We start from the raw sequence: 26,441 nt of genomic DNA on the forward strand, positions 1-26,441 counted from the left end.
GTTATACTTAAGAGACGTCAGAGTCAGACAACGGCAGCACCATTTCTATCAAACCGTCCTCTAGCTCGATAGTCACTTTAAAGCCTAATTTTTTTGCTAGCTCTGACATGCCGCGGTTTTGGATCATGGTAAAGCCCATTAAAATTTGCGTGCCGTTGGCTTTGTAGTAGCGGATCAGTTTTTCCAGTAAAAAACGCCCTAACCCTTGGCCTTGCATGTCACCTTTTACCACCATTGCAAATTCGGCATCGGTATTATCGGGATCAGTTGACGCTCTCACTACCCCTAAGGTGTCACCCTCACCATGTTCATCACACGCCACCGCGACAAAAGCCATTTCACGGGCATAATCAATTTGCGTAAGCAGTGCCATTTCTTCATGGGTCATTTGTGCACGCTCGCCAAAGTAACGCTTGTATCGGTCTTCTGCTGATAAGCCAGAATCAAACACACGGTGTTTTGGCTCATCTTCCGGCAAGATAGGACGCACCAACACTTTATTACCATTGCGCAGGGTAAAGTACTCTTCTAATTCTTTTGGATAAGGCCGGATCGCCAGTCTTGCCGCAGGGTCCCCTTCAAGAGACTGTAAGGTTACATTCACGTCTAACAAAGTAATATTATCACCCGCTATCAATACCGGGTTGAAGTCGATTTCTAAAATCTCAGGGCAATCAATTATCAAATGCGCCACTTGAGTCAGCATTACGCACAGGGCTTCAATGTCAAAGCCAAGGGGCAAGTGACGGTCACGGATTTTTTGACTCTTAAGGGCGTTGATCACCATATAGCGTGCCAGCGCCATATTCAATGGTGGCAGTGCGACAGCAGCATCACGGCTAATGTCCCATTCGGAGCCCCCTTCGCCCAGTAAAATAGCGGGGCCAAACACAGGGTCATTTTTCACTGCAATACGCAGCTCTTGAGCGCCAGCGGTTAATGCCATTTTTTGTACTATCATGCCGTCAATTCTTGCCGTTGGAAAACGGTCTATAACCCGTTGCGTCACCGATTGCGCCGCTTGCAACACTTCAAGCTCAGAGTTGAGGTTAAGCACCACGCCATGTACATCTGATTTATGATGAATGTCGGGTGATTGCACCTTAAGCGCCACGGGGTAGCCGATACGATTGGCCGTCTCAACCGCCTCATTGGCATCTTTCGCGTACCAAGTCGGAATGGTTTTCAATCCGTAGGCTTCTAATACCGGCTGCATTTCGTGGGTTTCTAATACGGATTTACCCTTATCAAGGGCGCGTTGTAAGATGTCCCTAGCACGCTGAGCATTAGCGGGTAAATTGGCTGGGATAGATTGCGGCGTTTCCATCAATAGTTTTTGGTTACGGCGGTATTCCACCATGTGCATAAACGCGCCCACGGCCCCTTCTGGCGTGCGATAAGTGGGTAAACCTGCAGCAGAAAATAACTTTCTGGCTTCATAAGCGGCTTGTTCGCCAGTCCAATTGGTTAATATATTGAAACGTCGTTGATTTGGGTGCAATTTTACCGCACTTATCACGGCTTCCGCCGTTTCGCCGCTATGGGCTAAAGCGGAAGGCGAATGCATTACCAATACCGCATCGATGTCCTTAGAGTTCATTAACACATCTACCGCCCGCGCGTAACGTTCAGGGGTGGCATCGCCGATAATGTCGACGGGGTTAGCACGCGACCAATTAGACGGTAATACTTTATCTAGCTCTGCTATCACTTGCTCATCTAACTTAGCTAGTTTTCCGCCCCGCTCAATGAGTGCATCCACCGCTAATACACCGGGCCCACCGCCGTTGGTCACGATGGCAAGGCGTTCACCTTTCAAAGGATTAGAGTGCGCAAGGGTCTCTACCGCGGCAAACAATTCATGTAAATCTTTTACCCGCAGCATACCCGCACGTTTAAATGCTGCGTCATAAACTGCATCACTACCTGTTACGCCACCGGTATGTAATTCAGCGGCAATCGCACCTTCATGACTACGACCTGATTTGATCACCAAAATCGGTTTGTTGCGCGACGCTGCTCGCGCTGCGGACATAAAATCGCGACTTTGGTGCACCGAATCAACATACAGCATGATCGCGCGGGTTTTACTGTCTCGGCCAAGTAAATCGAGCAATTCATCAAAGTCGACATTAATACCGTCACCGAGGGAAATAAAATGGGAAAACCCGATACCTTTGTTATTAGCCCAATCTAATACTGTGGTACAAATAGCTGCCGATTGAGACACAAATGCCAGCTTACCCGGTTGCGTGCCCGCATGAGCTAAGCTGGCATTTAAACCAATATTTGGCAAGATCAACCCTAAGCTATTAGGCCCTAATATTCGAATGCCGTACTTTTTGGCAAAATCATTCAATTGCTGTTTTAGCTCAATACCATCTTCACTGCACAATTGATCAAAGCCACCGGAAATAACCACCGCCGCCTTACAGCCATGTTGTCCTAATTTTTCAACGATGCGAGGCACGCGTAAAGCCGCTGTGCAAATAATTGCTAAATCAGGTACTTGTGGTAGTGCCTCAATATTTGGATAAGCCAACACGCCCAAAACTGCTTTATACCTCGGTGTCACTGGCATAATCGGACCAGAAAAACCGCCGGAAAGCAGATTTTTCATCACCACGTTGCCAGCACGTAGCTCACGAATAGAAGCACCGATCACAGCAATGGATTGAGGTTTAAACAACAAATCTAAATTACGTTGACTCATATCAGATACACTCAGAGGTTTACTTAACTAATTAGTTTACTTGTGATTGATCTGAGCAGCCAATTTTTTTATGTGTAAATCATTAAGTTATGAATAAAGTCACTGGCGCCTACAATTATCCTTTTCGACAAGTAAGACCTTTGATTGCACCCAGTGCTGATATGCGCTACCCTGCCTGCCCGCTAACGTGCGGTTCCCCTCAAAAGACACCGATAAGAGAGCAACTATGAGCTTTGCCAATTTGGGCCTTTCTGCCCAAATCCTTGATGCCGTGACCCAACAAGGTTACACCACCCCTTCACCGATCCAAGCCGAAGCAATACCCGCGGTGATCCAAGGCAAAGATGTCATGGCAGCAGCGCAAACTGGTACCGGTAAAACAGCCGGTTTTACTTTGCCATTGTTACAAAAGCTTTCTCAAGGTCAACGCGCACAAGCAAACCAAGTGCGCGCATTGGTATTAACTCCCACTCGTGAGCTAGCTGCGCAGGTCGGCGAGAGTGTCGCGCTTTATGGTCGTAATTTACCTCTGACTTCAATGGTTGTTTTTGGTGGCGTGAACATTAAACCGCAAATAGCGGGATTACGCCGCGGCGCGGATATTTTAGTGGCCACGCCAGGTCGCCTACTGGATCTTTATCAGCAGAAAGTAATCAACTTTAAGCGCTTAGAAATTCTGGTTTTAGATGAAGCCGATCGCATGCTAGACATGGGCTTTATTCACGACATTAAAAAAGTATTGGCCGTGCTGCCTAAGCAACGTCAAAACTTGCTGTTTTCAGCTACTTTTTCTGATGATATTCGCAAACTTGCCAAAGGGTTAGTTAATAATCCTGTTGAAATTTCAGTGGCACCACGCAACACCACCGCCGCGCGAATCGAACAATGGGTCTACCCTGTTGATAAAACTCGTAAAGCCCCTCTACTTGGTCAGCTGATAAAAGAAAATGACTGGAAACAAGTATTAGTGTTTACCAAGACAAAACACGGCGCTAACCGCCTCAGTCAAAACTTAGAAGCCAATGGCCTTAAAGCCGCTGCGATCCATGGTAATAAAAGCCAAGCCGCACGCACCAAAGCATTAGCGGGCTTTAAGTCAGGCGAAATTCGTATTTTGGTAGCAACTGATATTGCCGCACGTGGTTTGGATATTGACCAACTGCCACACGTAGTGAACTTTGATTTACCTAATGTGTCTGAAGATTATGTCCATCGCATTGGCCGCACAGGTCGCGCTGGCGCTAGCGGTGAAGCGATTTCTCTAGTGTGTCACGAAGATGCAAAACTACTGCAAGATATCGAAAAGTTGATCAATAAAACCATTGAGCGCAAGACAATCCCAGGGTTTGAAATCAGCACTGAATTACCAACCAAAAACTTTGCGCCGGCGAAAAAGCAAACCAGCCAAACTCGTCGACCACGTAATCCCAATGCGCAGAAACAACAGGGTAATCGTTCAGGTAGCAACGCCAATAACAGTGGTAATGGCGCGCAGCCGAGTAAGCCTGCAACACGTCGGCCTTCACGTCATCGTCCAGTGAATAAAACCGCAGCCTAACTAGGCGCGGTACTAAAAACGTTTTACCATAAAAAAGCCCCTAAATGATTTAGGGGCTTTTTTTATTCGTCATTTCTGATGGTGAAAGTACCAACAATAAGGTTTTATCTCGTGGTTAACGCATGCGAGCGATACGGAATTTGCGGCCTTTTATCTTGCCTGCTTCTAGCTTTTTCAATGCAACCGTCGCCACTTCACTGCCGACCGCCACATAAGCCCAATTATCAAGGACTTGAATTTTGCCGATTTGCTTAAAATCGATACCATTATCACCTGTTAACGCGCCAACAATATCACCTGGGCGCACTTTTTGTTTTTTGCCGCCATCGATACGCAGTGATACCATTTTCGGCTTAGCAATCACGCCGTCTAGCACAGATAATTCAGGTAAGTGCTCTGCTTCAATGCGAATACCTAAGTAGTCTTCTAAAATGATTACTTTATTCGCGTCTTTCGCACTGAACAATGAGCAAGCAACCCCTTTGCTGCCAGCACGGCCAGTGCGGCCAATGCGATGCACATGCACCTCAGGATCGTGTGATAATTGGTAATTAATTACCGCATCAAGGGCGTCAATATCTAAGCCACGGGCAGCAACATCCGTTGCCACTAATATAGAGACACTTTTATTAGCAAAACGCACTAAAGTTTGGTCGCGATCTTTTTGCTCTAAATCACCGTTTAATGCCAACGCACTAAAACCATAATTACAAAGCTCATCCGCCACTTCTTGCGTGTCTTTTTTCATATTACAAAACACCACACAGGATTCAGGTTGATGCTTCATTAGCAATAACCGAATAGCCAGCAAACGCTCTTCAAAGTTACTCACTTCGTAAAAGTGTTGTGAAATAGTGCTTTGTTCGTGTGTCGACTCAACCTTAACAAATTCAGGCTGATCCATAATGCGGTCGGCAATGGACTTAATTTCATCAGGGAATGTCGCGCTAAACAATAATGTTTGTCGCTGCGTTGGCATCTTCTCAATAATCGCATCCAAAGCAGGCTGAAAGCCCATGTCTAGCATACGATCGGCTTCGTCTAACACGAAGGTAGTAATATCGTCTAATACTAAAGTACCTTTCTCGATATGATCTAAGATGCGACCTGGCGTCCCTACCACGATATGCGCGCCATGCTCTAAAGAGCCAATTTGCGGGCCAAAAGGCATGCCACCACATAACGTCAGCACTTTAATATTGTGTATAGCGCGCGCCAGTTTACGGATCTCCGTTGCTACTTGGTCAGCCAACTCTCGAGTGGGACAAAGCACTAAGGTTTGAATACGGAAACGTTTAACATCAAGGGCCTGCAATAAGCCAAGACCAAATGCAGCCGTTTTACCTGAGCCTGTTTTGCCTTGCGCGATGACATCTTTACCAGCAATGATCGCCGGTAAACTTTGCGCTTGGATCGGCGTCATGGATTGATAACCAAGGGACTCAAGGTTACTGAGTAATTCGGTGCGTAAGGATAAAGAAGAAAAAGAAGCTTGGCTCAAAACAGTAGTCCCGTGTTCATGGATCAAAAAGCAATGCCAATATTAGGCAGAGATAAGTGGCGGATTATAACAGTTGCGGGCAATAAGTAATGATCTTTAACGGCTCAAACAAAGTATTAATAAAACACTGTTAGTTTAGCCAAATATGCTGAGGCTATCTTTTGCTAAACAACAGCTCACTTATCTCGGGCGCACTGACAGGTTTAGAAAACAGATAACCTTGATATTCATCGCAACCTTCAGTTTTTAGTAAAGCTAATTGTGCTTCATCTTCAACGCCCTCAGCGGTCACAGACATGCCTAAGTTATGCCCAAGTTGCACCACGGTTCTGACGATCATGCGGTCTTTTTGATTGGTCACGCAGTCATCGACAAATGATTTATCTATTTTGAGTATATCGATAGGTAGACGGCGTAAATAATTCAAGGAAGAATAGGCGACACCAAAATCATCAATCGCAACTTTAACCCCAAGGGCTCGTAACTGGCTAAACGTGTCAATAATATGGTTCGAGTTTTCCATAATCGCACTTTCTGTTATCTCAACCTGTAATAAATATCCAGGTAAAGCAGCTTCTGTCAGTGCGCGTTTAATCATCTCATAAACATCGTCATGGGCTAGCTGCACCGCTGACACATTGACCGAAATAGCAACCTCTTGCCCGGCATCCAACCATCGCTTACCTTGATAACAAGACTGCTGCATGACCCAAGCACCTAAGGCGATAATTTGCTGACTTTCTTCCGCTATCGAGATGAAATCAATGGGGGGAATAACGCCTAAGTCAGGATGCTTCCACCTTACTAGTGCCTCTACACCAGAAATAACCCCCTTTTTAACATCCACTTTAGGCTGATAGAGCAAATAAAACTGCTCTTGCTCTAATGCAGACATTAACTCTTGTTCGAGCTGATACTTACGAATAGTTTCTTGGATCAGTTCATGGTCAAACCAATGATAGGTATTTTTACCTTGTGCCTTTGAACGATACATAGCGATATCGGCATTGCGACACCAGATATCATTTAAACCAGACGCATCACTGTATAAGGCAATGCCAATACTCGCAGTTAAATGATATTCACGCTTTGCCAAATGATATGGCGAGTCTGCAAAGCTGATAATACGCTGAGACAAGGTGTTGGCTTCTTGCTCCAATGCAAACTCTTCCCTAATAACTACCGCAAATTCGTCACCGCCGATGCGATAAGCACGGATAAAATTAGACTCTAGCGACTTTAGCCGCTGGGCAAATTCCTTTAAGACCAAATCGCCAATATTATGACCCATGTTGTCATTGATGCGCTTGAAGCCATCGAGATCAATCTGTAGTAGCGCCGTTGGAAAAAGAGTCGACTCCATTTTCACCTTCAACTGCGCAATGTCATAGTAAAAGCCTTTTCGGTTTGGCAATTGAGTCAAATAATCCGTCATACTTTCTTTTCGATAGTTGATCATTTGATACTTTAGTTTCTGCTGAAAATACGCCATCACAGATGCAAAGCTACTGATGGTAATCAATTCAATACCATCCTCGATGAACTCATCAAATTCACTCCCTTTAAGCGTAAAAAAGTAAGTCGAGAGGATCAAAAAAGCACTGGCGATGGGCCAAAGAGAGCTGGGAAATAAAATAATATAAGTGAGTGGAATGAGTAAAAATGTTTCTTCAACTTGATCCAAAGATAGCGGATCGACTATTCCGCCTGTAACAATGAGACCAAGAGAAAAAATTGCCGCTAACTTTCTGAAATGGCCATTTTCTGTATGCTTAGCAAACAGCATCAATAGAGGATAAAACAGGTAACTATAACGAGCGAGCTGGTGTTCGCTGAACAAGGTATAAAAAATTAATACAACCGCCACATAATAGAAGGTATCTATCCAAAACTTTATCGACAGCAAAGACCGTAGTGTCGTGTTTATAGTGACCATAAGCATCCTTTCAAGGTTGGCTTAATTGAGTATGGCAAAGCCTTAACCACAACAGAAGTAAGTAATAAAAATGTTAATTAAATTGTCGCCAACCTCACACTGCTTGTTCAATAAAAATACCTAACACCATACCACCTATCTAAGGTATGGCTAATTTGTTTTAAAAAATGCGTACTAAACAACACTTTTATTTAGAAAAAACTGATTAATGACGATAATTTAGTTATCTGCGCTAAAATAGAACTATTGATAGCAAGGAGGGCTATGATGAAAAATTTCTCTCGTTCATTAAGCTTTACCAGTGCCGCTAAGCGCGACCTAATTTTGATTAGCATCAGCTTAATACCACTGTTAATCGTGCTTTTAACCCAAGACATATCTGAAGCGATGGTGGCTTTTTTTCAGCAGTATGAACATCTCGAGCTAGATGAGTTGATGCCGCTAGGGATGTTTTTGTCATTGTGCTTCACTTGGTTTTCGTGGCGCCGCTGGCGAGAAATTAAAAGCCTCTATCTGGTAGTAGAAAAACTGTCATTACAAGACCCTATTACGTTGAGCAAAAACCGCCGCGCAGCCATTATCGAGTTAAGTAAATTACAAAAATCCAAAAGCCAGTTTGGTTTGATCTTAATGGATTTAGATAATTTCAAACAAATTAATGAAACATTTGGTTATGACATTGGTGATGAGGTCTTGGTTAAAAAGGCGCAACTATTGCAACGCTACTGTGACAAACACCAATTTAGCGCGCGTTGGGCTGGTGCACAATTTATTGTCATCGCCCATGATTACGATGTCCACCAAACTCAGCAGTTGGCAAAAAAGTTACACCGAGCTGTAGTGGATGAATTGTTTAATAGCATGGAAATCGTTTGCCGTTTAGGACTGACCCAAAACCACCCCAATGACTCGGTGGAGCAAGCTTTACAGCGTGCGCAAGATGCACTACTTGAAGCAAAATTAAGGGATGAAGATATCTACCAACAGTGGTAATTGCGAAATCTAGTTCTGAGACGATATGCATATAACTTTAGGTACAAAAAAGCCTCGCATTAGCGAGGCTTTTTGCTAGTAAAGACTTGGAATTACCAGCCTGTTACTTCTTTTAGTGCTGAGCCGATTTCAGCTAGCGATTTAGTGGTTTTAACACCCGCCGCTTCTAATGCAGCAAATTTATCTTCAGCTGTACCTTTACCACCAGAGATAATTGCGCCAGCATGGCCCATACGCTTACCTGGAGGAGCTGTAACACCGGCAATGTAAGATACAACAGGCTTAGTGACATTGGCCTTGATATAAGCAGCAGCTTCTTCTTCAGCAGTACCACCGATTTCACCGATCATTACAATCGCTTCTGTCGCTGGATCGTTTTGGAACATTTCCAATACGTCGATGAAGTTAGTGCCAGGGATAGGGTCACCACCGATACCAACACAAGTAGACTGACCAAAACCAGCATCCGTAGTTTGCTTAACCGCTTCGTACGTTAGTGTACCAGAGCGAGAAACAATACCTACTTTACCTGGCTTGTGGATGTGGCCTGGCATGATACCAATCTTACATTCACCTGGCGTGATCACACCCGGACAGTTAGGACCGATCATGCGTACGCCAGTCTCTTCTAGCTTCACTTTAACGTCAAGCATGTCAAGAGTCGGAATACCTTCAGTGATAGTAACGATTAGCTCGATACCCGCATCGATAGCTTCTAAGATCGCATCTTTACAAAAAGCCGCTGGTACGTAGATAACAGTTGCTGTTGCGCCAGTGGCTTCAACGGCTTCACGCACTGTGTTAAATACAGGTAAGCCTAAATGCTCTTGGCCACCTTTACCTGGTGATACACCACCGACCATTTGCGTACCGTAAGCAATCGCTTGCTCTGAGTGGAATGTACCTTGGCCGCCAGTGAAACCTTGACAGATTACTTTGGTATCTTTATTGATTAATACAGACATTATTTGCCCTCCGCAGCTTTAACTACTTGCTCAGCCGCGTCAGTTAGACTTGTAGCAGCAATGATATCGAGACCAGACTTAGCCAGCACTTCACGGCCTAATTCCGCGTTGGTACCTTCAAGGCGAACCACTACAGGCACTTCTACGCCTACTTCTTTAACCGCGCCGATAATACCTTCTGCAATCATGTCACAACGTACGATACCGCCGAAGATGTTAACTAACACAGCTTTAACATTCGAATCAGATAGAATGATTTTGAATGCTTCTGCTACGCGCTCTTTAGTTGCGCCGCCGCCAACATCCAAGAAGTTAGCTGGTTTGCCACCGTGTAGGTTAACAATGTCCATGGTACCCATTGCTAGGCCTGCACCGTTCACCATACAACCAACGTTACCGTCTAATGCTACGTAGTTCAGTTCAAATTTGGCCGCATGTGCTTCGCGCTCATCTTCTTGTGAAGGATCGTGCATTTCACGCAGTTTAGGCTGACGGTACATCGCGTTTGAGTCGATGTTGATTTTACCGTCTAGACAAACTAGGTTGCCCTCACCTGTCACAACCAAAGGGTTGATTTCTAGCAGTGCTAGGTCATGCTGAATAAACATGTTGCCTAGACCTAAGAAAATCTTAGTAAATTGTTTAATTTGGTCACCTTTTAGGCCCAATTTAAACGCTAATTCACGGCCTTGGTAAGCTTGTGGGCCTACTAGCGGATCAATCGCAGCTTTGTGAATAAGCTCAGGTGTTTCTTCAGCAACCGTCTCAATGTCCATGCCGCCTTCAGTTGACGCCATGAATACCACGCGACGAGAACCACGGTCAACTACTGCACCTAGGTATAACTCGTTAGCAATGTTTGACGCTTCTTCAACCAAGATTTGAGTAACTGGCTGACCATTTGCGTCGGTTTGGTAAGTCACAAGGTTCTTACCTAACCATTTCTCAGCAAAGCCTTTAATGCCTTCTTTGGTGGTATGTAGCTCTACGCCACCCGCTTTACCACGGCCGCCTGCGTGTACCTGACACTTAACAACCCATTTTTCTCCACCGATTTTATCGGCTGATTCAGCAGCGGCTTCTGCAGTGCTAGAAGCGAAACCTACTGGGACTGGCAATCCAAAGTCAGCAAAAAGCTGTTTTGCCTGGTACTCATGCAAATTCATGATGTTCTATCCGTTTTTTTTAACAACGTTCTTTAGGTGTGAATCACCCTGCGAAATGGGCTTATCAAACAATAAGCCCAAACTTTTAAACTTTCTGATTACTATTTATACATCAAGTAGTAAGCGTGTTGGATCTTCTAGTAATTCTTTAACAGTTACTAAGAAACCAACTGATTCTTTACCATCGATTAAACGATGATCATAAGATAGGGCCAAGTACATCATAGGTAAAATTTCAACTTTACCATTGACAGCCATTGGGCGGTCTTGGATCTTGTGCATGCCTAAAATCGCCGCTTGTGGCGGGTTGATAATAGGTGTAGATAATAGTGAACCGAACACACCACCATTAGTGATAGTGAAGTTACCGCCCATCATTTCCTCAACCGTTAACTTACCGTCACGGCCTTTAAGGGCAAGTTCGCGAATACCTTTTTCGATATCAGCTAGGCCTAACGTATCACAGTCGCGTAATACAGGCGTAACCAGACCACGAGGCGTTGAAACAGCAATGCTCACGTCGAAGAAGTTGTGGTAAACAATTTCATCGCCATCGATAGATGCATTGACTTCTGGGTAACGTTTTAGCGCTTCGGTGATCGCTTTAACATAGAAAGACATAAAGCCAAGACGAATGCCGTGTTTCTTTTCAAACACTTCTTGATATTGCTTACGAATGTCCATGATCGGCTTCATGTTGATTTCGTTAAACGTAGTCAACATTGCCGTTGAGTTTTTCGCTTCAAGTAAACGCTCTGCAATACGTTTGCGCAGGCGCGTCATCGGCACACGTTTTTCGCTACGAGCAGCCACTGATTCAGAGGCAACAGGTGCTGATGCGGTCGCAGCAGGTGCAGCTTTAGCATTGCGGAAGTTGTCAACGTCTTCTTTAGTGATCACACCGCCTTTGCCTGAGCCTTTAATTTGGCTGGCATCAATGCCATGTTCATTCATTAAGCGACGTACTGAAGGGCTAGCATCAGCAGTGCCTTTCGCAGCAGGTGCTTCTTCTGAGCTAGCGGCTGGCGCTGCAGCCGTCGCTGCGCCAGGTTTGATGCGGCCTAGCAATTGTTTAGAAAGAACCGTTGCACCTTCTTCTTCAGTAATTGCTTCTAAGATACCTGATTCCGAAGCCGGAACTTCAAGCACGACTTTGTCCGTTTCGATATCCACTAGGATCTCGTCGCGTTCAACAAACTCGCCTGGTTTTACATGCCAAGTTGCAACGGTTGCATCCGCGACAGACTCAGGTAAATCGGGAACTAATATTTCGATAGCCATTTAGCTTTCCTTCACTCTTATTCTTTCAGACCAAGTGCGTCATTAACCAACGCTTTTTGTTGTTTTAAATGTACAGAGATATAACCTACCGCCGGTGATGCAGAAGCAGCGCGGCCGGTATAAGTTAATGTCGCACCTTCAGGTAATACATTTCTGAAGTGATGCTGACTACAATACCAAGCGCCTTGGTTTTGCGGCTCTTCTTGACACCAAACAAAGTCTTTTACATGTTGATATTGCGCGAGGATTTCTTCTACTTCTTCTGTCGGGAATGGGTAGAGTTGTTCAATACGAATAATGGCAACATTGTTCAATTCGTTGTTTCGACGCTGTTCAAGTAGATCGTAATAGACTTTACCGCTACACATCACTAAGCGAGTCACTTGTTTGGGATCAAGATCATCAATTTCATCAATCGCGTTATAAAAACGGCCATTTGCTAACTCATCCAAGCTAGAAACCGCTAATGGATGACGTAACAGTGATTTAGGCGACATAACAATCAATGGACGACGCATCGGACGCACCACTTGGCGACGTAGCATTTGATAAACCTGTGCCGGTGTAGAAGGCACCACAACTTGCATATTATGTTCAGCACATAATTGTAAGTAGCGCTCTAGGCGAGCAGATGAATGCTCAGGACCTTGACCTTCATAGCCGTGTGGTAATAACAAAGTAAGACCACACATACGGCCCCACTTCTGTTCACCCGAACTCAAGAATTGGTCGAATACCACTTGAGCACCGTTAGCAAAGTCACCAAACTGCGCTTCCCAAATCGCTAGCCCTTTCGGCTCGGCGGTTGAATAACCGTATTCAAATGCAAGTACCGCTTCTTCAGATAGCACTGAGTCATAGATATCAATTTTCCCTTGCCCCTCTTTTAAGTGAGCTAGGGGTAAATAAGTAGCCGCATCCGTTTGATTGTGCAACACAGCATGGCGATGGAAGAAAGTACCTCGACCAGAGTCTTGACCCACAATACGCACATTATATTGACTGTCTAGAATGGTTGCGTAAGCCAGTGTTTCAGCAAAACCCCAATCAATCATTTTTTCACCACGGATCATCGATAAACGATCTTGGTATATTTTATCAACACGGGAGTGCAGTTTGTGCTCTTCTGGATATTGACAGGCTTTCTCTCCTAGCGCTTTTAGGTGCTCTAGGGGGTACTGCGACTCATAAGATGTATTCCAGTCATGCTTGAGGTATGGCGTCCAATCAACCGAATGCTTCTGCATCGGGCGCCATTCGTCAACCACACAATCACCCTTATCCAGTGCATCACGATAGCCATCAACAAAGGCCTTAGCTTGGGCTTTATCTATCACGCCTTCATTAATCAGTTGATCAGCATAAATGCTGCGCGGTGTTGGGTGTTTTTTGATTTTTTGGTACATCAATGGCTGAGTTGCACTTGGTTCGTCAGCTTCGTTGTGTCCATGGCGGCGGTAACACACCAAATCAATCACCACATCGCGATTAAAGGTGTTTCTGAAGTCCAGTGCGATTTGCGTGACTAAAATAACCGCTTCAGGGTCGTCTGCATTAACGTGGAAAATAGGTGCTTGGACCATCTTCGCAATGTCAGTACAGTACATCGTCGAGCGTGTGTCTTCTGGATTCGACGTAGTAAAACCAATTTGGTTATTGATCACAATTCGAATGGTGCCACCCACTTTAAATGCGCGCGCCTGCGACATATTAAAGGTTTCTTGAACCACACCCTGACCTGCAATAGCTGAGTCACCGTGTACAGTAATAGGCAATACTGAAGAACCGTCTTTGCAACCTAAGCGCTCTTGACGAGCACGAACAGAGCCTAATACAACAGGGTTAACAATTTCTAAATGAGAAGGGTTAAACGCCAGCGCTAAATGCACATCGCCACCCGGGGTGGCAAAGTCAGAGCTAAAACCTTGGTGATATTTAACGTCACCTGCGCTGTCATCGTGAACTTTTTTACCGGCAAATTCATCGAACAAATCCGTCGGTTTTTTACCCAATACGTTAACCAGCATATTAAGGCGACCACGGTGCGCCATACCAATAACCACTTCTTTAGCACCTTTCTCGCCAGAACGACGGATCAGCTCTTTCACCATCGGCACGAAACTATCGCCACCTTCTAGTGAGAAGCGTTTGGCCCCTGGGAATTTAGAACCGATGTATTTTTCTAGCCCTTCGGCGGCGGTTAAACCTTCAAGGAAACGCTTTTTCGCATCAACGCTAAATGAAGGCTTACCTTCACAAGACTCAATGCGGTTTTGGATCCAGCGTTTCTGCTCAGTATTGGTGATGTGCATGTATTCAGCACCAATTGAGCCACAGTAAGTACGTTTTAGTGAATCAACCAAGTCTTTTAGCACCATGGTGCCATTGCCAACTGCGTATGAACCAACATTAAAGCTGGCATCAAAATCAGCCCCTTCCAAGTCATGAAAGAAAGGATCAAGTTCACGCACTGATTTGCGCTGCCATATACGCAATGGGTCAAGCTGAGCTTGCTGGTGACCACGGAATCGATAAGCATTGATAAGTTGTAATACCTTAACTTGCTTTTCATCGTTGTGCATTTCACCAGAAGGCGCGGTGAAACGTTTAGGTGATTTGGCTAAGCGACGAAATTCTTCAATGACTTCTGAATGCGCCTGCTCTTGAGTTGCGTTTTCAAGGCCAGGAAGTTCATCGAAGATGGTACGCCACGTAGGGTCTATTTGTGTAGGGTCTTGCAGATAGGCTTCGTACAGCTCTTCAATATAAGCTGCGTTAGCACCAGCCAGGTGAGAAGATTCTAGCCAGGCTTTCATCACACTGTTTTGCATCAATTATCCCTTATTATACTTCTTGAGCAAACCGTTCCGCTTTATGCGGTTGTAGGGTAGTTTTACCAAAAAAATAGCCACCTCTCCAGAGATGGCTATTCAGTTTTTGCTACAAAACATCACGTTTGGCAACAAATTATACTAAACAGCCTTGTTTAGCAGCATTGACTTGATATGGCCAATGGCTTTAGTTGGGTTTAATCCTTTAGGACAAACACTGACACAATTCATGATGCCATGGCAGCGGAACACGCTAAACGCATCATCAAGACCCGCTAAACGTTCATCCGTGGCGGTGTCACGGCTGTCGATTAAGAATCGATAAGCAGCTAACAGGCCTGCTGGACCAATGAATTTGTCAGGATTCCACCAGAATGAAGGACAAGAGGTAGAACAACATGCACAAAGAATACATTCGTACAAACCGTCTAATTTTGCTCTTTGCTCTGGTGACTGCAAGTTTTCACCTGCAGGTGGTAATGCATTATCCGTGATTAGGTAGGGCTTGATCTTCTCATATTGAGTAAAGAACTGAGTCATATCAATAACTAAGTCACGCACAACCGGTAAACCAGGTAGTGGACGAATCACTATTTTGCCGTTACCTGATAAATCAGATAATGGGGTGATACAGGCCAAACCATTTTTGCCGTTCATGTTTACGCCATCAGAGCCACATACCCCTTCGCGACACGAACGTCGGAAGGATAACGTAGGATCTTGCTCTTTAAGCATCAGTAATGCATCTAACACCATGATGTCAGAGCCATCTTCAAGATTAAGGGTATAATCTTTCATGTATGGCACGTTATCTACATCTGGGTTGTATCGGTATACCGAAAATTCAACTTTCATCTTAGCAACCCCTTAGTACGTTCTGATCTTCGGTTCAAATGCTTCACGATGTACTGGCGCCATATTGACGTCACGCTTAACCATTTGCTCCGTTTCAGGGTTATAGAGAGAGTGACACAACCAACTTGTATCATCGCGATCTGGGAAGTCAAAGCGACTGTGCGCGCCGCGACTTTCAGTTCTAAAGTTTGCAGCAAGTGCCGTTGCGTAAGCCGTTTCCATCAGGTTGTCTAGCTCTAAACATTCAATACGCTGGGTATTAAATTCAGAGCTAGTGTCCGACAGTTTGGCATCTTTTAAACGCTCGCGAATGGCTTTTAGTTCAGCCAAACCTTCCGCCATGGCTTCACCTTCACGGAATACCGAGAAGTTTTTCTGCATACACTGTTGCATGTCTTTTTTGATTTGCACCGGACATTCACTGCCTTGACCGCTTTCCCAGCGATTAAAACGAGCCAGAGAGGCTTGGATGTTCTCTTCTGATGCTTCTTTAATATCAACGAGTTGGTCCAGAGCTTTACCTAAGTGCTGACCAGCAGCGCGGCCAAATACCACTAAATCAAGTAACGAGTTACCGCCTAAGCGGTTAGCACCGTGTACTGATACACAGGCAATCTCACCAACAGCAAATAAACCGGTCACATCCATCTCTTTGCCGTCAGCATCTTGCTTGATCACTTGGCCTGTTACACGTGTCGGTAAACCACCCATCATATAGTGACAAGTTGGAATTACAGGAATCGGCTCTTTTACTGGGTCTACATGGGCAAAAGTACGCGATAACTCACAAATACCAGGTAGTTTTGATTCCAGCATTTCTTTGCCAAGATGATCTAACTTCAGCTTAACGTGTGGACCCCAAGGGCCTTCACAGCCGCGACCTTCACGAATTTCAATCATGATCGAACGCGCAACAACGTCACGGCCCGCTAAATCTTTCGCATTCGGTGCATAACGCTCCATGAAGCGCTCGCCATCTTTATTTAATAGATAACCACCTTCACCACGACAACCTTCTGTAACTAAGGTGCCGGCTCCAGCAATACCTGTTGGATGGAATTGCCACATTTCCATGTCTTGTACTGGCACGCCAGCACGGATCGCCATGCCAACGCCGTCACCAGTGTTGATGTGGGCATTAGTGGTTGACGCATAAATACGCCCTGCTCCGCCCGTGGCTAAGATAGTGGCTTTTGATTTGAAATAAACCACTTCACCGGTTTCAATCTCGATAGCTGTACAGCCCACCACAGCGCCTTCATCATTTTTAACTAAATCCAAGGCATACCATTCAGAAAATACCATGGTTTTGTTTTTAACGTTTTGTTGGTAAAGGGTGTGTAACAGCGCATGGCCTGTACGGTCAGCAGCGGCTGCTGTTCGCGCGGCTTGCTCACCACCGAACTCTTTAGATTGACCACCAAAAGGTCGTTGGTAAACACGGCCATTGTCAAAACGAGAGAAAGGTAAACCCATGTTTTCAAGCTCTGTAATCGCTTCTGGGCCTGTCTTACACATATATTCAATCGCGTCTTGGTCCCCGATATAATCAGAGCCTTTAACGGTATCGTACATGTGCCATTGCCAGTTATCTGCATGAGCATTACCTAGCGCAACAGTGATACCACCTTGCGCAGAAACGGTATGTGAACGGGTTGGAAATACTTTAGATAACAGCGCGCAGCTCTTACCTTCTTTAGAAATTTGTAGTGCAGCGCGCATGCCTGCACCACCGGCGCCGATAACAACAGCGTCAAATTCGCGAACTGGAATACTCACTAAACACCCCACAATACAGAGAAGCCAACAAACACATAAATAAAGGCTACAGATGTCAGTACAAACTGTAAACCACCGCGCAGTAATGCACATTTGATATAATCAGTTAGTACTTGCCATAGACCAATCCAAGCATGCACTAACATGGCAACTAGCGCTAACATAGTGAAAGCTTTAGTAAACACGCCAGAGAAGAAACCCTGCCAAGATTCATATGTGATATCAGTGAAGGCAATGAAGCCAACAAGATAAAGAGTATAAAGTGTTAGGATGACGGCCGATGCACGGATCAGTACAAAATCATGTACGCCACTGCGCCCTAAGCCTGATGCGATTTTTACCATACCATTATCCCCGCTAGTAGTGACAAGATGATGGCGATAATGAAACTCACTTTCGCGCTTTGTGTACCAGATTCTAGTTCTTCCCAGTAACCCAGATCCATGATCATATGACGGATACCTACCACGATGTGGTAAGCCAATGCGGTCAGTATTCCCCAAAGAATGAATTTGATGAAGAAATTGTCGGCTAGACTAGCGACGTTTTCAAACCCTTCCTTTGAGCCTAACGATTGTGCTAATAGCGACAGCAAGATAGCCAGTGCTACAAATACAATGACGCCAGATACACGATGCAAGATAGATGCAATAGCAGTTACAGGAAAGCTTATTGTCTGTAGGTCGAGGTTTACAGGTCTTTGCTTTTTCACGGTGTTGCCCACTCAGCTCCATTGAGAGCATGCTTGTTATAGTTATATTCCCCGGAACAAACTCGCTTATTTAAGTGCAATAAGTTGTTAATTGGTTGTTGCGGCCTTTATAACTTTTCTCAAAGGTAGCGTTATCAGCACTACCCTCGGAATGGCTTAAAACCAAGCCAACAAACCATCCGGAGACCTCGCCGCCATTATATGAAGGGCAATACGCTTTTACAATGAAGTTTCAACATTTTGCATCACATTCTGTTAAGAAATAGTAACTAGCACTCATTTTTTCATTAACATACCACTTATATAAGCACAACAAAATTGACAAATGAAGGCAAGATCTGTAGAAATGAGCGGCGTTTGTTATTCCAACTCGCATATAAAGAGCAAAGGAGACGTGCTATGGCTGATCAAAAAGCCACTTTACATCTACCAGGCCAAGAGCCTTTTGAACTGCCTATTTTAGAAGCAGCAGCAGGCTTTAATGTACTAGACGTACGCGGCTTGGGTAAACATGGTTATTTCACTTTCGACCCCGGTTTTTTAGCAACCGCATCTTGTGAGTCTGAAATAACCTATATTGATGGTGCAAAAGGTGTATTGCTGCACCGTGGTTATCCGATTGACCAACTAGCAAAAAAATCTGATTTTTTAGAGGTTTGTTACATACTTCTGAACGGAGAGGTGCCCAACCGTAAAGAATTCGATGATTTTCATCGTGTTGTAATGCACCACACCATGGTTCATGAGCAACTAACAGACTTTTTCTCAGGTTTCCGTCGTGATTCACATCCAATGGCAATCATGTGTGGCGTAGTGGGTGCTTTATCTGCTTTCTACCATGACTCATTAGATATTTCCGATGCTAGACATCGTGAAATTGCGGCTTACCGTTTACTGTCTAAGATGCCAACGTTAGCGGCCATGAGTTACAAATACTCAATGGGCCAGCCGTTTGTATACCCGCGTAACGATTTAAGCTATGCCGGTAACTTCTTACACATGATGTTCGCAGTACCATGTGAAGAATATGTGGTTAATCCAGTGCTTGAGAAAGCCATGGATCGCATCATGATTTTACATGCCGACCACGAGCAAAATGCCTCGACATCAACGGTTCGTTTAGCGGGCTCATCGGGTGCAAACCCATTTGCTTGTATCGCGGCAGGTATCGCATCACTTTGGGGACCGGCTCACGGCGGCGCCAATGAAGCATGCTTAAACATGTTAGAAGAAATCGGTAGCGTTGATCGTATTGATGAATTCGTAGCACGTGCAAAAGATAAAGAAGACCCATTCCGCTTAATGGGCTTTGGTCATCGCGTTTACAAAAACTTTGACCCTCGCGCAACTGTCATGCGCGAAACATGTCATGAAGTGTTAAAAGAGCTAAATATTCAAGATCCACTATTAGATGTGGCGATGCGTCTAGAGCAGATTGCGTTAGAAGACCCTTACTTCGTCGAGAAGAAGCTTTACCCTAACGTTGATTTTTACTCAGGTATCATCTTGAAAGCGATGGGCATTCCAACCTCTATGTTTACTGTTATTTTTGCAGTATCACGTACCGTTGGTTGGATCGCACACTGGAATGAAATGTTAAGCCAGCCAGGACAAAAAATTGGTCGTCCTCGCCAGCTTTACACGGGTCACACTACTCGTGATTTCAGCTCAATTGACGAGCGTTAATTTAAATAATTGAATAGTTTTAGATTAATTCTGAAAAAAGCATAGAACAAAAGAGGTCAAATATGACCTCTTTTTTTTTGGAGAATTAAAATGAAGAAATATTTTGGGCTGACCTCTGCGCTATTTTTAGCTGCGTGTGCCAATCACCAGCCGCTGACTCAAGAAACACTATTATATGTTAATGCTGAAACCAAGGAATGCACAGGAGTGGGGCCGATGATTTGTCTACAGGTTAAAACCCCAGAAGCGCAACAGTGGCAGCTTTTCTACCAAGATATTAATGGCTTTACTTATGAACCTGGTTTCCATTATCAGTTACAAGTCAAAAAAGAAGCCGTTAATAACCCCGCAGCCGATGCTTCATCCGTTAAGTACAGCTTGATCAAAATTATCAGTAAATTACCAACAAAATAAAACCAGTAACAACAAGAGAAAATAGACTGCAATATCGCCCCCACCTTCTCAATATCACTACTGCGATAGAAGCTGGCTCACTCGCTCATAATCTTCTGGTGTATCGATACCAGCCGCAGGGATTTCTTGAGCAACAGCCACATGAATTTTTTCACCATGCCAAAGCACCCGAAGTTGCTCTAACTTTTCAATCTGCTCTAATGGTGATTCGCTCATGCCAATATACTGTGTAATGAATCCAGCACGATAAGCATAAATGCCAATATGGCGTAGCAATGGGCAATGCTCATCGACTTGATGCGGAAAATGATCGCGCTGCCAAGGCACACTGGCACGACTGAAATATAACGCGTAACCTTGTTTATCCAGCACCACTTTGACGGCATTAGGATTAAAGACTTCATCTGCAGATGAAATACTCGTCGCTAAGGTAGCCATAGGGGCAGCCGTCTGGCTAGCTAAGTTAGCCGCTACTTGTTGTATGATGCTAGCAGGAATAAGGGGCTCATCGCCTTGCACATTTACAATCACTTCGTCAGCGGAAAAGCCGCAAAGATCAACCACTTCAGCTAAGCGCTCTGTACCTGATTGATGATCTGCACGTGTCATACACACTTCACAATCAACCGCATCGGCAATTCGTTGGTCGTCTGTGGCGACAATAATTCGTTCAGCCCCACTCTCGCGAGCGCGATCAACCACGTGTTGCACCATAGGTTTACCCGCAAGAGAAAGTAATGGCTTGCCCGGCAGGCGCTCAGACTGATAGCGCGCCGGGATCACCACGACAAAGCTCATGAACTTACCTCATCTAAGCTTAACTCACGCGCTTTTTCTTCAATTAACACCGGGATCCCCTCTGTGATGGGGTACGCCAGTCGATCGAACTTACAAATTAACTCTTGCTGCGCTTTGTCAAAATGCAGTTTTCCTTTACATACCGGGCAAGCAATTATTTCAAATAGATTATGATCTAACATTTTGATTTATCTCTTTTAGTTTCATCATGATGTGTTCTTTAAATGGTGGCGCGATGGCCGCAGAAACAGGTAAATACCAAGCTTGTTTCAAATCGAAGTCGCGGCACTTTACGGCATCTTTTTCAGTCATAAACAATGGGTAATGCTGCTCTAAGGCCTGAATTTCTTCTTGCTTAAAAGCATGGTGATCTGCAAAGGCTTTTTGTTGTATCAGTTCAAAGCCTAACCCTTCTAACGTATTGAAAAAGCGTGGCGGATGACCAATACCGGCGCAAGCATTCACTTTTTTGCCCACCTCATCAGCATCAAATTCAACCTGGCCAACTACCGATTTGGGCGTACTCGGCTTTAATGACATAGCGAATTCATTACCTTGTGGATCAGCGCCATTATTAATTACAAAATCGACGCTGTTTAATCTCTTTTTACTTTCTCTTAAAGGACCTGCAGGCAGTAAAAGGCCATTACCAAAACGTCGCTCACCGTCCACCACCACAATTTCAATGTCACGTTGCAAAGCATAATGCTGCAGGCCATCATCTGAAATAATCACATTGACATTGCAGTGTTCAATTAAATATTGGGCGGCTTCAATTCGGTTTGGCGACACCACAACCGGACAAGCGGTACGATGATAAATTAACACGGGTTCATCCCCCGCTTGCGCGCCCGTTGTGGTTGCGTCAACAGGTAACGGGTAATGGGCTGCATTGCCACCATAACCGCGACTGATCACCCCAGGGCGATAGCCCGCTTGCGTTAGCCATTCACATAATCCAATCACCACGGGTGTTTTGCCATTACCACCCACACTTAAGTTACCAACAACAATGGTCGGCACACCGACATGGACAGACTTAAGCCAACCTTGACGAAAAGCAAAGCGGCGTGTTGCGGCAATCAAACCAAATAGCCACGACAGTGGCCAAAGTAAGCAGGTTATCCAGTCTATTCGATACCAGCACTTCATATTACGACGCTGCTGTTTGCATTTTAACTAAGCTGGCATAAACCCCATCATGCTGACTTAAGAATTGATGAGTACCTTGCTCAATGATCCGCCCTTGATCAACCACCAAAATTTGGTCTGCATTTTCAATGGTAGACAAGCGATGCGCAATCACTATTGAGGTACGATCTTTTTGCAACGCTTCCAGCGCAGCCTGAATGTGCCGCTCAGACTCCGTATCGAGTGCGGAGGTGGCTTCATCTAAAATCAAAATGGGTGCATCACGCAACAATGCACGTGCAATGGCAATCCGTTGCCTTTGCCCGCCAGACAACATCACGCCATCTTCACCTACTAGGGTATCTAAGCCATCAGGGAATTGCTCAATAAACTCCATGGCATGAGCCGTTGTCGCCGCTGCAATTATCTGCTCTCGGCTGTAATTGTCCCCCGTTGCATAGGCAATATTGTTGGCAATGGTGTCATCAAACAAATGTACTTTTTGCGATACGTAGGCCATTTGCGAGCGTAGATTGTCCAGCGGAAAATCATAAATACTTTGCCCATCAATACTAACATCACCTTCGATACCGTCATAAAAGCGCGTGATAATAGAAGCGATGGTCGATTTACCTGAGCCAGAGCGCCCAACTAAAGCAATACTTTTCCCTGCTTCAACTGAAAAGCTAATATTATCCAATGCAGGCTTCTCTTTGCCTTGGTAATGAAACGTTACCTGATTAAAGGCTATTTGTCCTTTTACTCGCGCAATCGGTTTGTTTCCGCTGTCTTTTTCTAAATCGCTGTCCAAAATAGCAAACAAGCTGTCACAAGCCGCTAAACCTTTTTGAATTTCATTATTCACTTGAGTGATCGATTTAATTGGTTTCATCAGCGCGAACATTGAACTGATGATCAGCGTAAACGTACCAGGGGTTAAGGTATCCATTACTTGTGGGAAAGTTGCTAAATACAGCACAAATGCTAAGGCAATCGAAGCCAAAAACTGGATCACCGGTACACTGATTGCCTGCGCAGATATCATTTTCATATTTTGTCGGCGCACCTTGTTACTGACATCAGCGAATTTATCTTGCTCAAGTGACTGTCCGCCAAACATTAACACTTCTTTGTGACCTTTTAACATCTGCTCCGATGATGTCGTAACAGAGCCCATTGCCGCTTGTATTTGGTGGCCTAAACCACGAAAACGTTTACTGACTTTGTTAATCACAAACCCAACCACGGGGCCAACCACAAAGAAAATTAGCGAAAGTTGCCAGCTTTGATAAAACATCATCGCGAGCAACGCCACCACCATGGCTCCTTCACGGAAAATGCTCACTAAAGAATTACTGGCGGCATTAGCGACTTGGTTACAGTCGTAAGTGATTTTCGACAATAAATCACCAGTACTATTTTTATCAAAAAAAGCCACTGGCATTTGCATTAAATGGTTAAATACGGCCCGCTGCAGTTTCATTACCACATGATTGCCCACCCACGCCATGCAATAGCTGCTCATAAATGCCGCCAAACCACGTGCAGTAATGATGACTAAGACAAAAATAGGCATATAGGTTAAAACATCAGGATTTTTACCGGTTAACCCTTCATCAAGCAAAGGTTTGAGAGAATATAAAAATGTAGCGTCGACAGCGGCATAGCCCAACATACCTATCACGCCACCTATGATCCCAAGTTTTTTATCTCTAACGTATTCAAGTAAGCGTTTAAAGGTGACAAAAGAAGAGGTTGTCAATTGTGTCATAATGGCCACTTATGAAAAAAGAAACATTTTAACCTCTAGGGACAAAAGGTAAAAGCGCTGAGTGATACCAATATGGCGAGATAACATCGCGAAAGCCCTTTATTTCCCAGCTTTCACCTTGCGGCGCTATTTCCAGCATGCCTTGCTTTGCGGTGTTAGCCGCTCGAGAGCCCGCCTTTATGTAGCGCTGCACCACTTCATTATGTGGAAATCCCCAGGGGTTAAACCGCCCTGCACTATAGATAACCCAAGTGGGTGCTGCCGCATCAATAAACGCCGCTGAGGATGACGTTTTGCTGCCATGATGCGCGGCGATGACTACGTCTGCTTTAATTTCTTGCCCTGCCCTTGCTATTAATTGTGCTTCAGCGCGCGCTTCAATATCACCTGGGATCAAGATACTAAAATCGCCATTGGTTAAATGCAGTACACATGAATTATTGTTACGAGAACGGCCCACCGCTTTACCACGCTGTGTGAAAAAGCGCCCGGTAAATGCGCCTAAGCTAATTAATTGGCCTTGTTGGCAATACTGAAATGGCGACTGCGGTTGACTGTGCCAATAACGGGTTATCGTTAAGTTGGCCACAATATCCTGCCAACCACCGGCATGATCGTTATCTTTATGGCTAACAATAAAGTGTCGTAATTCACTAATATTGTTGGCTTTAAAATAGGGTAATATAACGCTTTTTGCCATACTAAAGCCCGTTGAGCTAGCAAAACCCGTATCAAACAGCAGGTACTCTTGCTGACTTTGCATCAACACACTCAATCCTTGCCCCACATCAAAAACAACCACTTGCCAGTCTGGCTTATTAGGAATTAACCATGACCGCCCCACGACGAGACAAATTGCTGCGAGTATCATGGCAGCAAAGCGAAAACCACCAGAGGATTTTACTTTCAACCCCCAAGCTAAAAGTAAACCAATCATTAAAGAGAAAATAATCCAGTTTACACTTTGCGTATTTAATTCAAGCCAAGCAGTTGGCAAATACGATAACGCGTACACCAACCATACCAGCATTTGATCAACCCAAGGTAATAACCATAACCCAAATGAGGGAGCAAAGAGCAGCAACGCAGTCAGTAACAAACAGCTTGGTAGCACCAAAATACTAACAATCGGAATAAAGACTAAGTTATATACTGGCGATAAAGCACTAATACCTGAAAAATAAAATATTTGTACCGGCATCAGCAATAGCCAAAGCAATAATTGAAAATATAACAAATCGAGTAACCAACGTCGGCCTGACGCCGCTTTTTTTTGGCCTAGTTTGATGATCAAAAAAATGCCAATCACGGCACTAAATGAAAGCCACAAACTAACACTTAAAACAGCGAGAGGATCCCATAGCAATAAGCAAAACAGAACTAATAGCAAGGTATCAACAGACGTGATTTTTCGATGAAATAAAAGGGCAAAAGCAGTGATTGAAAACATCAGTAAAGCCCGCTGTGTCGGTAGACTAAATCCAGCCAGCCAAGCATAAGTAAAAGCGCCAACCACACCACTCATCATTGCCCAACTCGCCAGTTTAATGGGGATAGCAAAAACAGAGCTAAAACCACTTAAGATAAGGTAAACCAAGCCACTGCAAGCACCCGCGACCAGCATAATATGTAAACCAGAGATCACCAGTAAATGGGCCAAGCCCATTTCCTGTACTTGCTGCTTTAAGTCAGAGTCAAGTCCCGTTTTATCAGCAAACACCAACGCTAACAGCAAACCTTGTTCGGACATCCCTTGAGTAAGTGCCCTGACGTGCTCGTATAACTGAGCGCGCCAAGATAACTCATCATTAATAACCCCCAGAAATGACTTAACAGAAACCTGATAACCAACATGTTGGCTAAACAGGTATGATTGCTGGTTAAAAGACGCAACATTTGCTCTGCCCCAGACCGGCTTTATCTTCGCCTTAAACTTAACTATCTGACCCGCATTGAAAACCAGGTTAGCTCGATACCATGACAAACGAACTTTTTTCGCAAACAAGGGCTGATAATCATCAATAGCAATCAAATCAGCTTGATAAAAATTGGGCATAGGCGAGGAATTTAATGAATTTATTCTCACAACTATGGTATGTTCTGCGCCTGAATTTAACTCGTTTGGTAGCCAGTTCAAATGCCAGTGGGCAATGCAACTGAACCAAACAAGCGCTAAAGGAAAACCACTTAGCGCGCGCATTTTTTGTTTCGCCAAGAAAAGAGCTGCAAGTATGACGCTCAAAATGCACTGTTGCAGGGTGAGTAGCTGGGGTAAAAACAACCCGAATGTAATGCCTACAACAAAGCAAAAGTACCATCTGCGCATTGGATAAACACCTAACTACAATAAG

The 26,441-nt window shown here is 44.6% G+C and carries 20 protein-coding genes; 4 read left to right on the forward strand and 16 right to left on the reverse strand.

Annotation, left to right across the window (positions count from 1 at the left end; genetic code table 11):
* Nucleotides 1-7: 7 nt before the first annotated feature.
* Nucleotides 8-2,713: a bifunctional acetate--CoA ligase family protein/GNAT family N-acetyltransferase gene (locus K6Y31_RS00360; protein ID WP_233050896.1), complete on the reverse strand. Its 2,706-nt coding sequence runs from the start codon at nt 2,711-2,713 to the stop codon at nt 8-10.
* Nucleotides 2,714-2,939: 226 nt separating this feature from the next.
* Here K6Y31_RS00360 and K6Y31_RS00365 point away from each other — a divergent pair, with 226 nt between their 5' ends.
* Nucleotides 2,940-4,271 (forward strand): DEAD/DEAH box helicase, encoded by a 1,332-nt coding sequence (locus tag K6Y31_RS00365; RefSeq protein WP_233050897.1) that lies wholly within the window; start codon nt 2,940-2,942, stop codon nt 4,269-4,271.
* Between the two features lie 115 nt (nt 4,272-4,386).
* Here K6Y31_RS00365 and dbpA read toward each other — a convergent pair whose 3' ends face one another.
* Both dbpA and K6Y31_RS00375 read right to left on the reverse strand, forming a co-directional pair.
* Nucleotides 4,387-5,772, reverse strand: coding sequence for an ATP-dependent RNA helicase DbpA (dbpA, locus tag K6Y31_RS00370; RefSeq protein WP_233050898.1), 1,386 nt, complete (start codon nt 5,770-5,772; stop codon nt 4,387-4,389).
* Between the two features lie 154 nt (nt 5,773-5,926).
* Nucleotides 5,927-7,708 carry a putative bifunctional diguanylate cyclase/phosphodiesterase gene (locus tag K6Y31_RS00375; RefSeq protein WP_233050899.1) on the reverse strand — a complete coding sequence of 594 codons (1,782 nt, stop codon included), beginning with the start codon at nt 7,706-7,708 and terminating at the stop codon, nt 5,927-5,929.
* 264 nt (nt 7,709-7,972) lie between these two features.
* Here K6Y31_RS00375 and K6Y31_RS00380 point away from each other — a divergent pair, with 264 nt between their 5' ends.
* The gene (locus K6Y31_RS00380) at nt 7,973-8,701 is read left to right on the forward strand and encodes a GGDEF domain-containing protein (protein WP_233050900.1); all 729 of its coding nucleotides are present in this window, start codon (nt 7,973-7,975) and stop codon (nt 8,699-8,701) included.
* A gap of 92 nt (nt 8,702-8,793) precedes the next feature.
* Here the strand turns inward: K6Y31_RS00380 and sucD are convergent, their stop codons facing one another.
* The 8 genes from sucD to sdhC all read right to left on the reverse strand — a co-directional run bounded on the left by sucD (nt 8,794) and on the right by sdhC (nt 18,290).
* Nucleotides 8,794-9,666 (reverse strand): succinate--CoA ligase subunit alpha, encoded by an 873-nt coding sequence (gene sucD / locus K6Y31_RS00385; RefSeq protein ID WP_232802515.1) that lies wholly within the window; start codon nt 9,664-9,666, stop codon nt 8,794-8,796.
* Nucleotides 9,666-10,832: an ADP-forming succinate--CoA ligase subunit beta gene (gene sucC, locus K6Y31_RS00390; protein WP_232802516.1), complete on the reverse strand. Its 1,167-nt coding sequence runs from the start codon at nt 10,830-10,832 to the stop codon at nt 9,666-9,668. Before sucC ends, sucD begins: the two co-directional genes overlap by 1 nt.
* A gap of 105 nt (nt 10,833-10,937) precedes the next feature.
* Nucleotides 10,938-12,113, reverse strand: a complete 1,176-nt coding sequence (gene odhB / locus K6Y31_RS00395; RefSeq protein ID WP_233050901.1) for a 2-oxoglutarate dehydrogenase complex dihydrolipoyllysine-residue succinyltransferase — start codon at nt 12,111-12,113, stop codon at nt 10,938-10,940.
* A 17-nt stretch (nt 12,114-12,130) separates the two neighbouring features.
* Nucleotides 12,131-14,944, reverse strand: coding sequence for a 2-oxoglutarate dehydrogenase E1 component (gene sucA, locus K6Y31_RS00400; RefSeq protein ID WP_233050902.1), 2,814 nt, complete (start codon nt 14,942-14,944; stop codon nt 12,131-12,133).
* 141 nt (nt 14,945-15,085) lie between these two features.
* Nucleotides 15,086-15,799: a succinate dehydrogenase iron-sulfur subunit gene (locus K6Y31_RS00405; protein ID WP_232802519.1), complete on the reverse strand. Its 714-nt coding sequence runs from the start codon at nt 15,797-15,799 to the stop codon at nt 15,086-15,088.
* A gap of 12 nt (nt 15,800-15,811) precedes the next feature.
* Nucleotides 15,812-17,578, reverse strand: a complete 1,767-nt coding sequence (gene sdhA, locus K6Y31_RS00410) for a succinate dehydrogenase flavoprotein subunit (protein ID WP_233050903.1) — start codon at nt 17,576-17,578, stop codon at nt 15,812-15,814.
* Nucleotides 17,578-17,922: a succinate dehydrogenase, hydrophobic membrane anchor protein gene (gene sdhD, locus K6Y31_RS00415; protein WP_233050904.1), complete on the reverse strand. Its 345-nt coding sequence runs from the start codon at nt 17,920-17,922 to the stop codon at nt 17,578-17,580. The genes sdhA and sdhD overlap by 1 nt, the downstream gene beginning before the upstream one ends.
* Nucleotides 17,916-18,290, reverse strand: coding sequence for a succinate dehydrogenase cytochrome b556 subunit (sdhC, locus tag K6Y31_RS00420; RefSeq protein ID WP_345790219.1), 375 nt, complete (start codon nt 18,288-18,290; stop codon nt 17,916-17,918). The genes sdhD and sdhC overlap by 7 nt, the downstream gene beginning before the upstream one ends.
* Before the next feature lie 399 nt (nt 18,291-18,689).
* On the opposite strand from sdhC, the gene K6Y31_RS00425 reads away from it, so the two are divergent.
* Together K6Y31_RS00425 and K6Y31_RS00430 are read left to right on the forward strand one after the other, a co-directional pair.
* Nucleotides 18,690-19,976 (forward strand): citrate synthase, encoded by a 1,287-nt coding sequence (locus K6Y31_RS00425; RefSeq protein WP_233050906.1) that lies wholly within the window; start codon nt 18,690-18,692, stop codon nt 19,974-19,976.
* Between the two features lie 90 nt (nt 19,977-20,066).
* Nucleotides 20,067-20,390: a DUF4377 domain-containing protein gene (locus tag K6Y31_RS00430; RefSeq protein WP_233050907.1), complete on the forward strand. Its 324-nt coding sequence runs from the start codon at nt 20,067-20,069 to the stop codon at nt 20,388-20,390.
* 57 nt (nt 20,391-20,447) lie between these two features.
* Here the strand turns inward: K6Y31_RS00430 and kdsB are convergent, their stop codons facing one another.
* Genes kdsB through K6Y31_RS00455 form a run of 5 tightly spaced genes read right to left on the reverse strand, consistent with a single transcriptional unit; the run spans nt 20,448 to nt 26,416 of the window.
* Nucleotides 20,448-21,188 carry a 3-deoxy-manno-octulosonate cytidylyltransferase gene (kdsB, locus tag K6Y31_RS00435; protein ID WP_233050908.1) on the reverse strand — a complete coding sequence of 247 codons (741 nt, stop codon included), beginning with the start codon at nt 21,186-21,188 and terminating at the stop codon, nt 20,448-20,450.
* On the reverse strand, nt 21,185-21,370 hold the full coding sequence (locus K6Y31_RS00440; RefSeq protein ID WP_232802526.1) for a Trm112 family protein: 186 nt from the start codon (nt 21,368-21,370) through the stop codon (nt 21,185-21,187). Before K6Y31_RS00440 ends, kdsB begins: the two co-directional genes overlap by 4 nt.
* Nucleotides 21,357-22,340: a tetraacyldisaccharide 4'-kinase gene (lpxK, locus tag K6Y31_RS00445; RefSeq protein WP_233050909.1), complete on the reverse strand. Its 984-nt coding sequence runs from the start codon at nt 22,338-22,340 to the stop codon at nt 21,357-21,359. Before lpxK ends, K6Y31_RS00440 begins: the two co-directional genes overlap by 14 nt.
* Nucleotide 22,341: 1 nt before the next feature.
* Nucleotides 22,342-24,090, reverse strand: a complete 1,749-nt coding sequence (gene msbA, locus K6Y31_RS00450; RefSeq protein ID WP_233050910.1) for a lipid A ABC transporter ATP-binding protein/permease MsbA — start codon at nt 24,088-24,090, stop codon at nt 22,342-22,344.
* A 28-nt stretch (nt 24,091-24,118) separates the two neighbouring features.
* Complete coding sequence (locus K6Y31_RS00455; RefSeq protein ID WP_233050911.1) at nt 24,119-26,416, reverse strand: DNA internalization-related competence protein ComEC/Rec2; 2,298 nt, start codon at nt 26,414-26,416, stop codon at nt 24,119-24,121.
* Nucleotides 26,417-26,441 lie beyond the last annotated feature (25 nt).

The sequence above is a fragment of the Motilimonas cestriensis genome, assembly GCF_021295315.1.
Lineage (GTDB): Bacteria > Pseudomonadota > Gammaproteobacteria > Enterobacterales > CBDFNC01 > Motilimonas > Motilimonas cestriensis.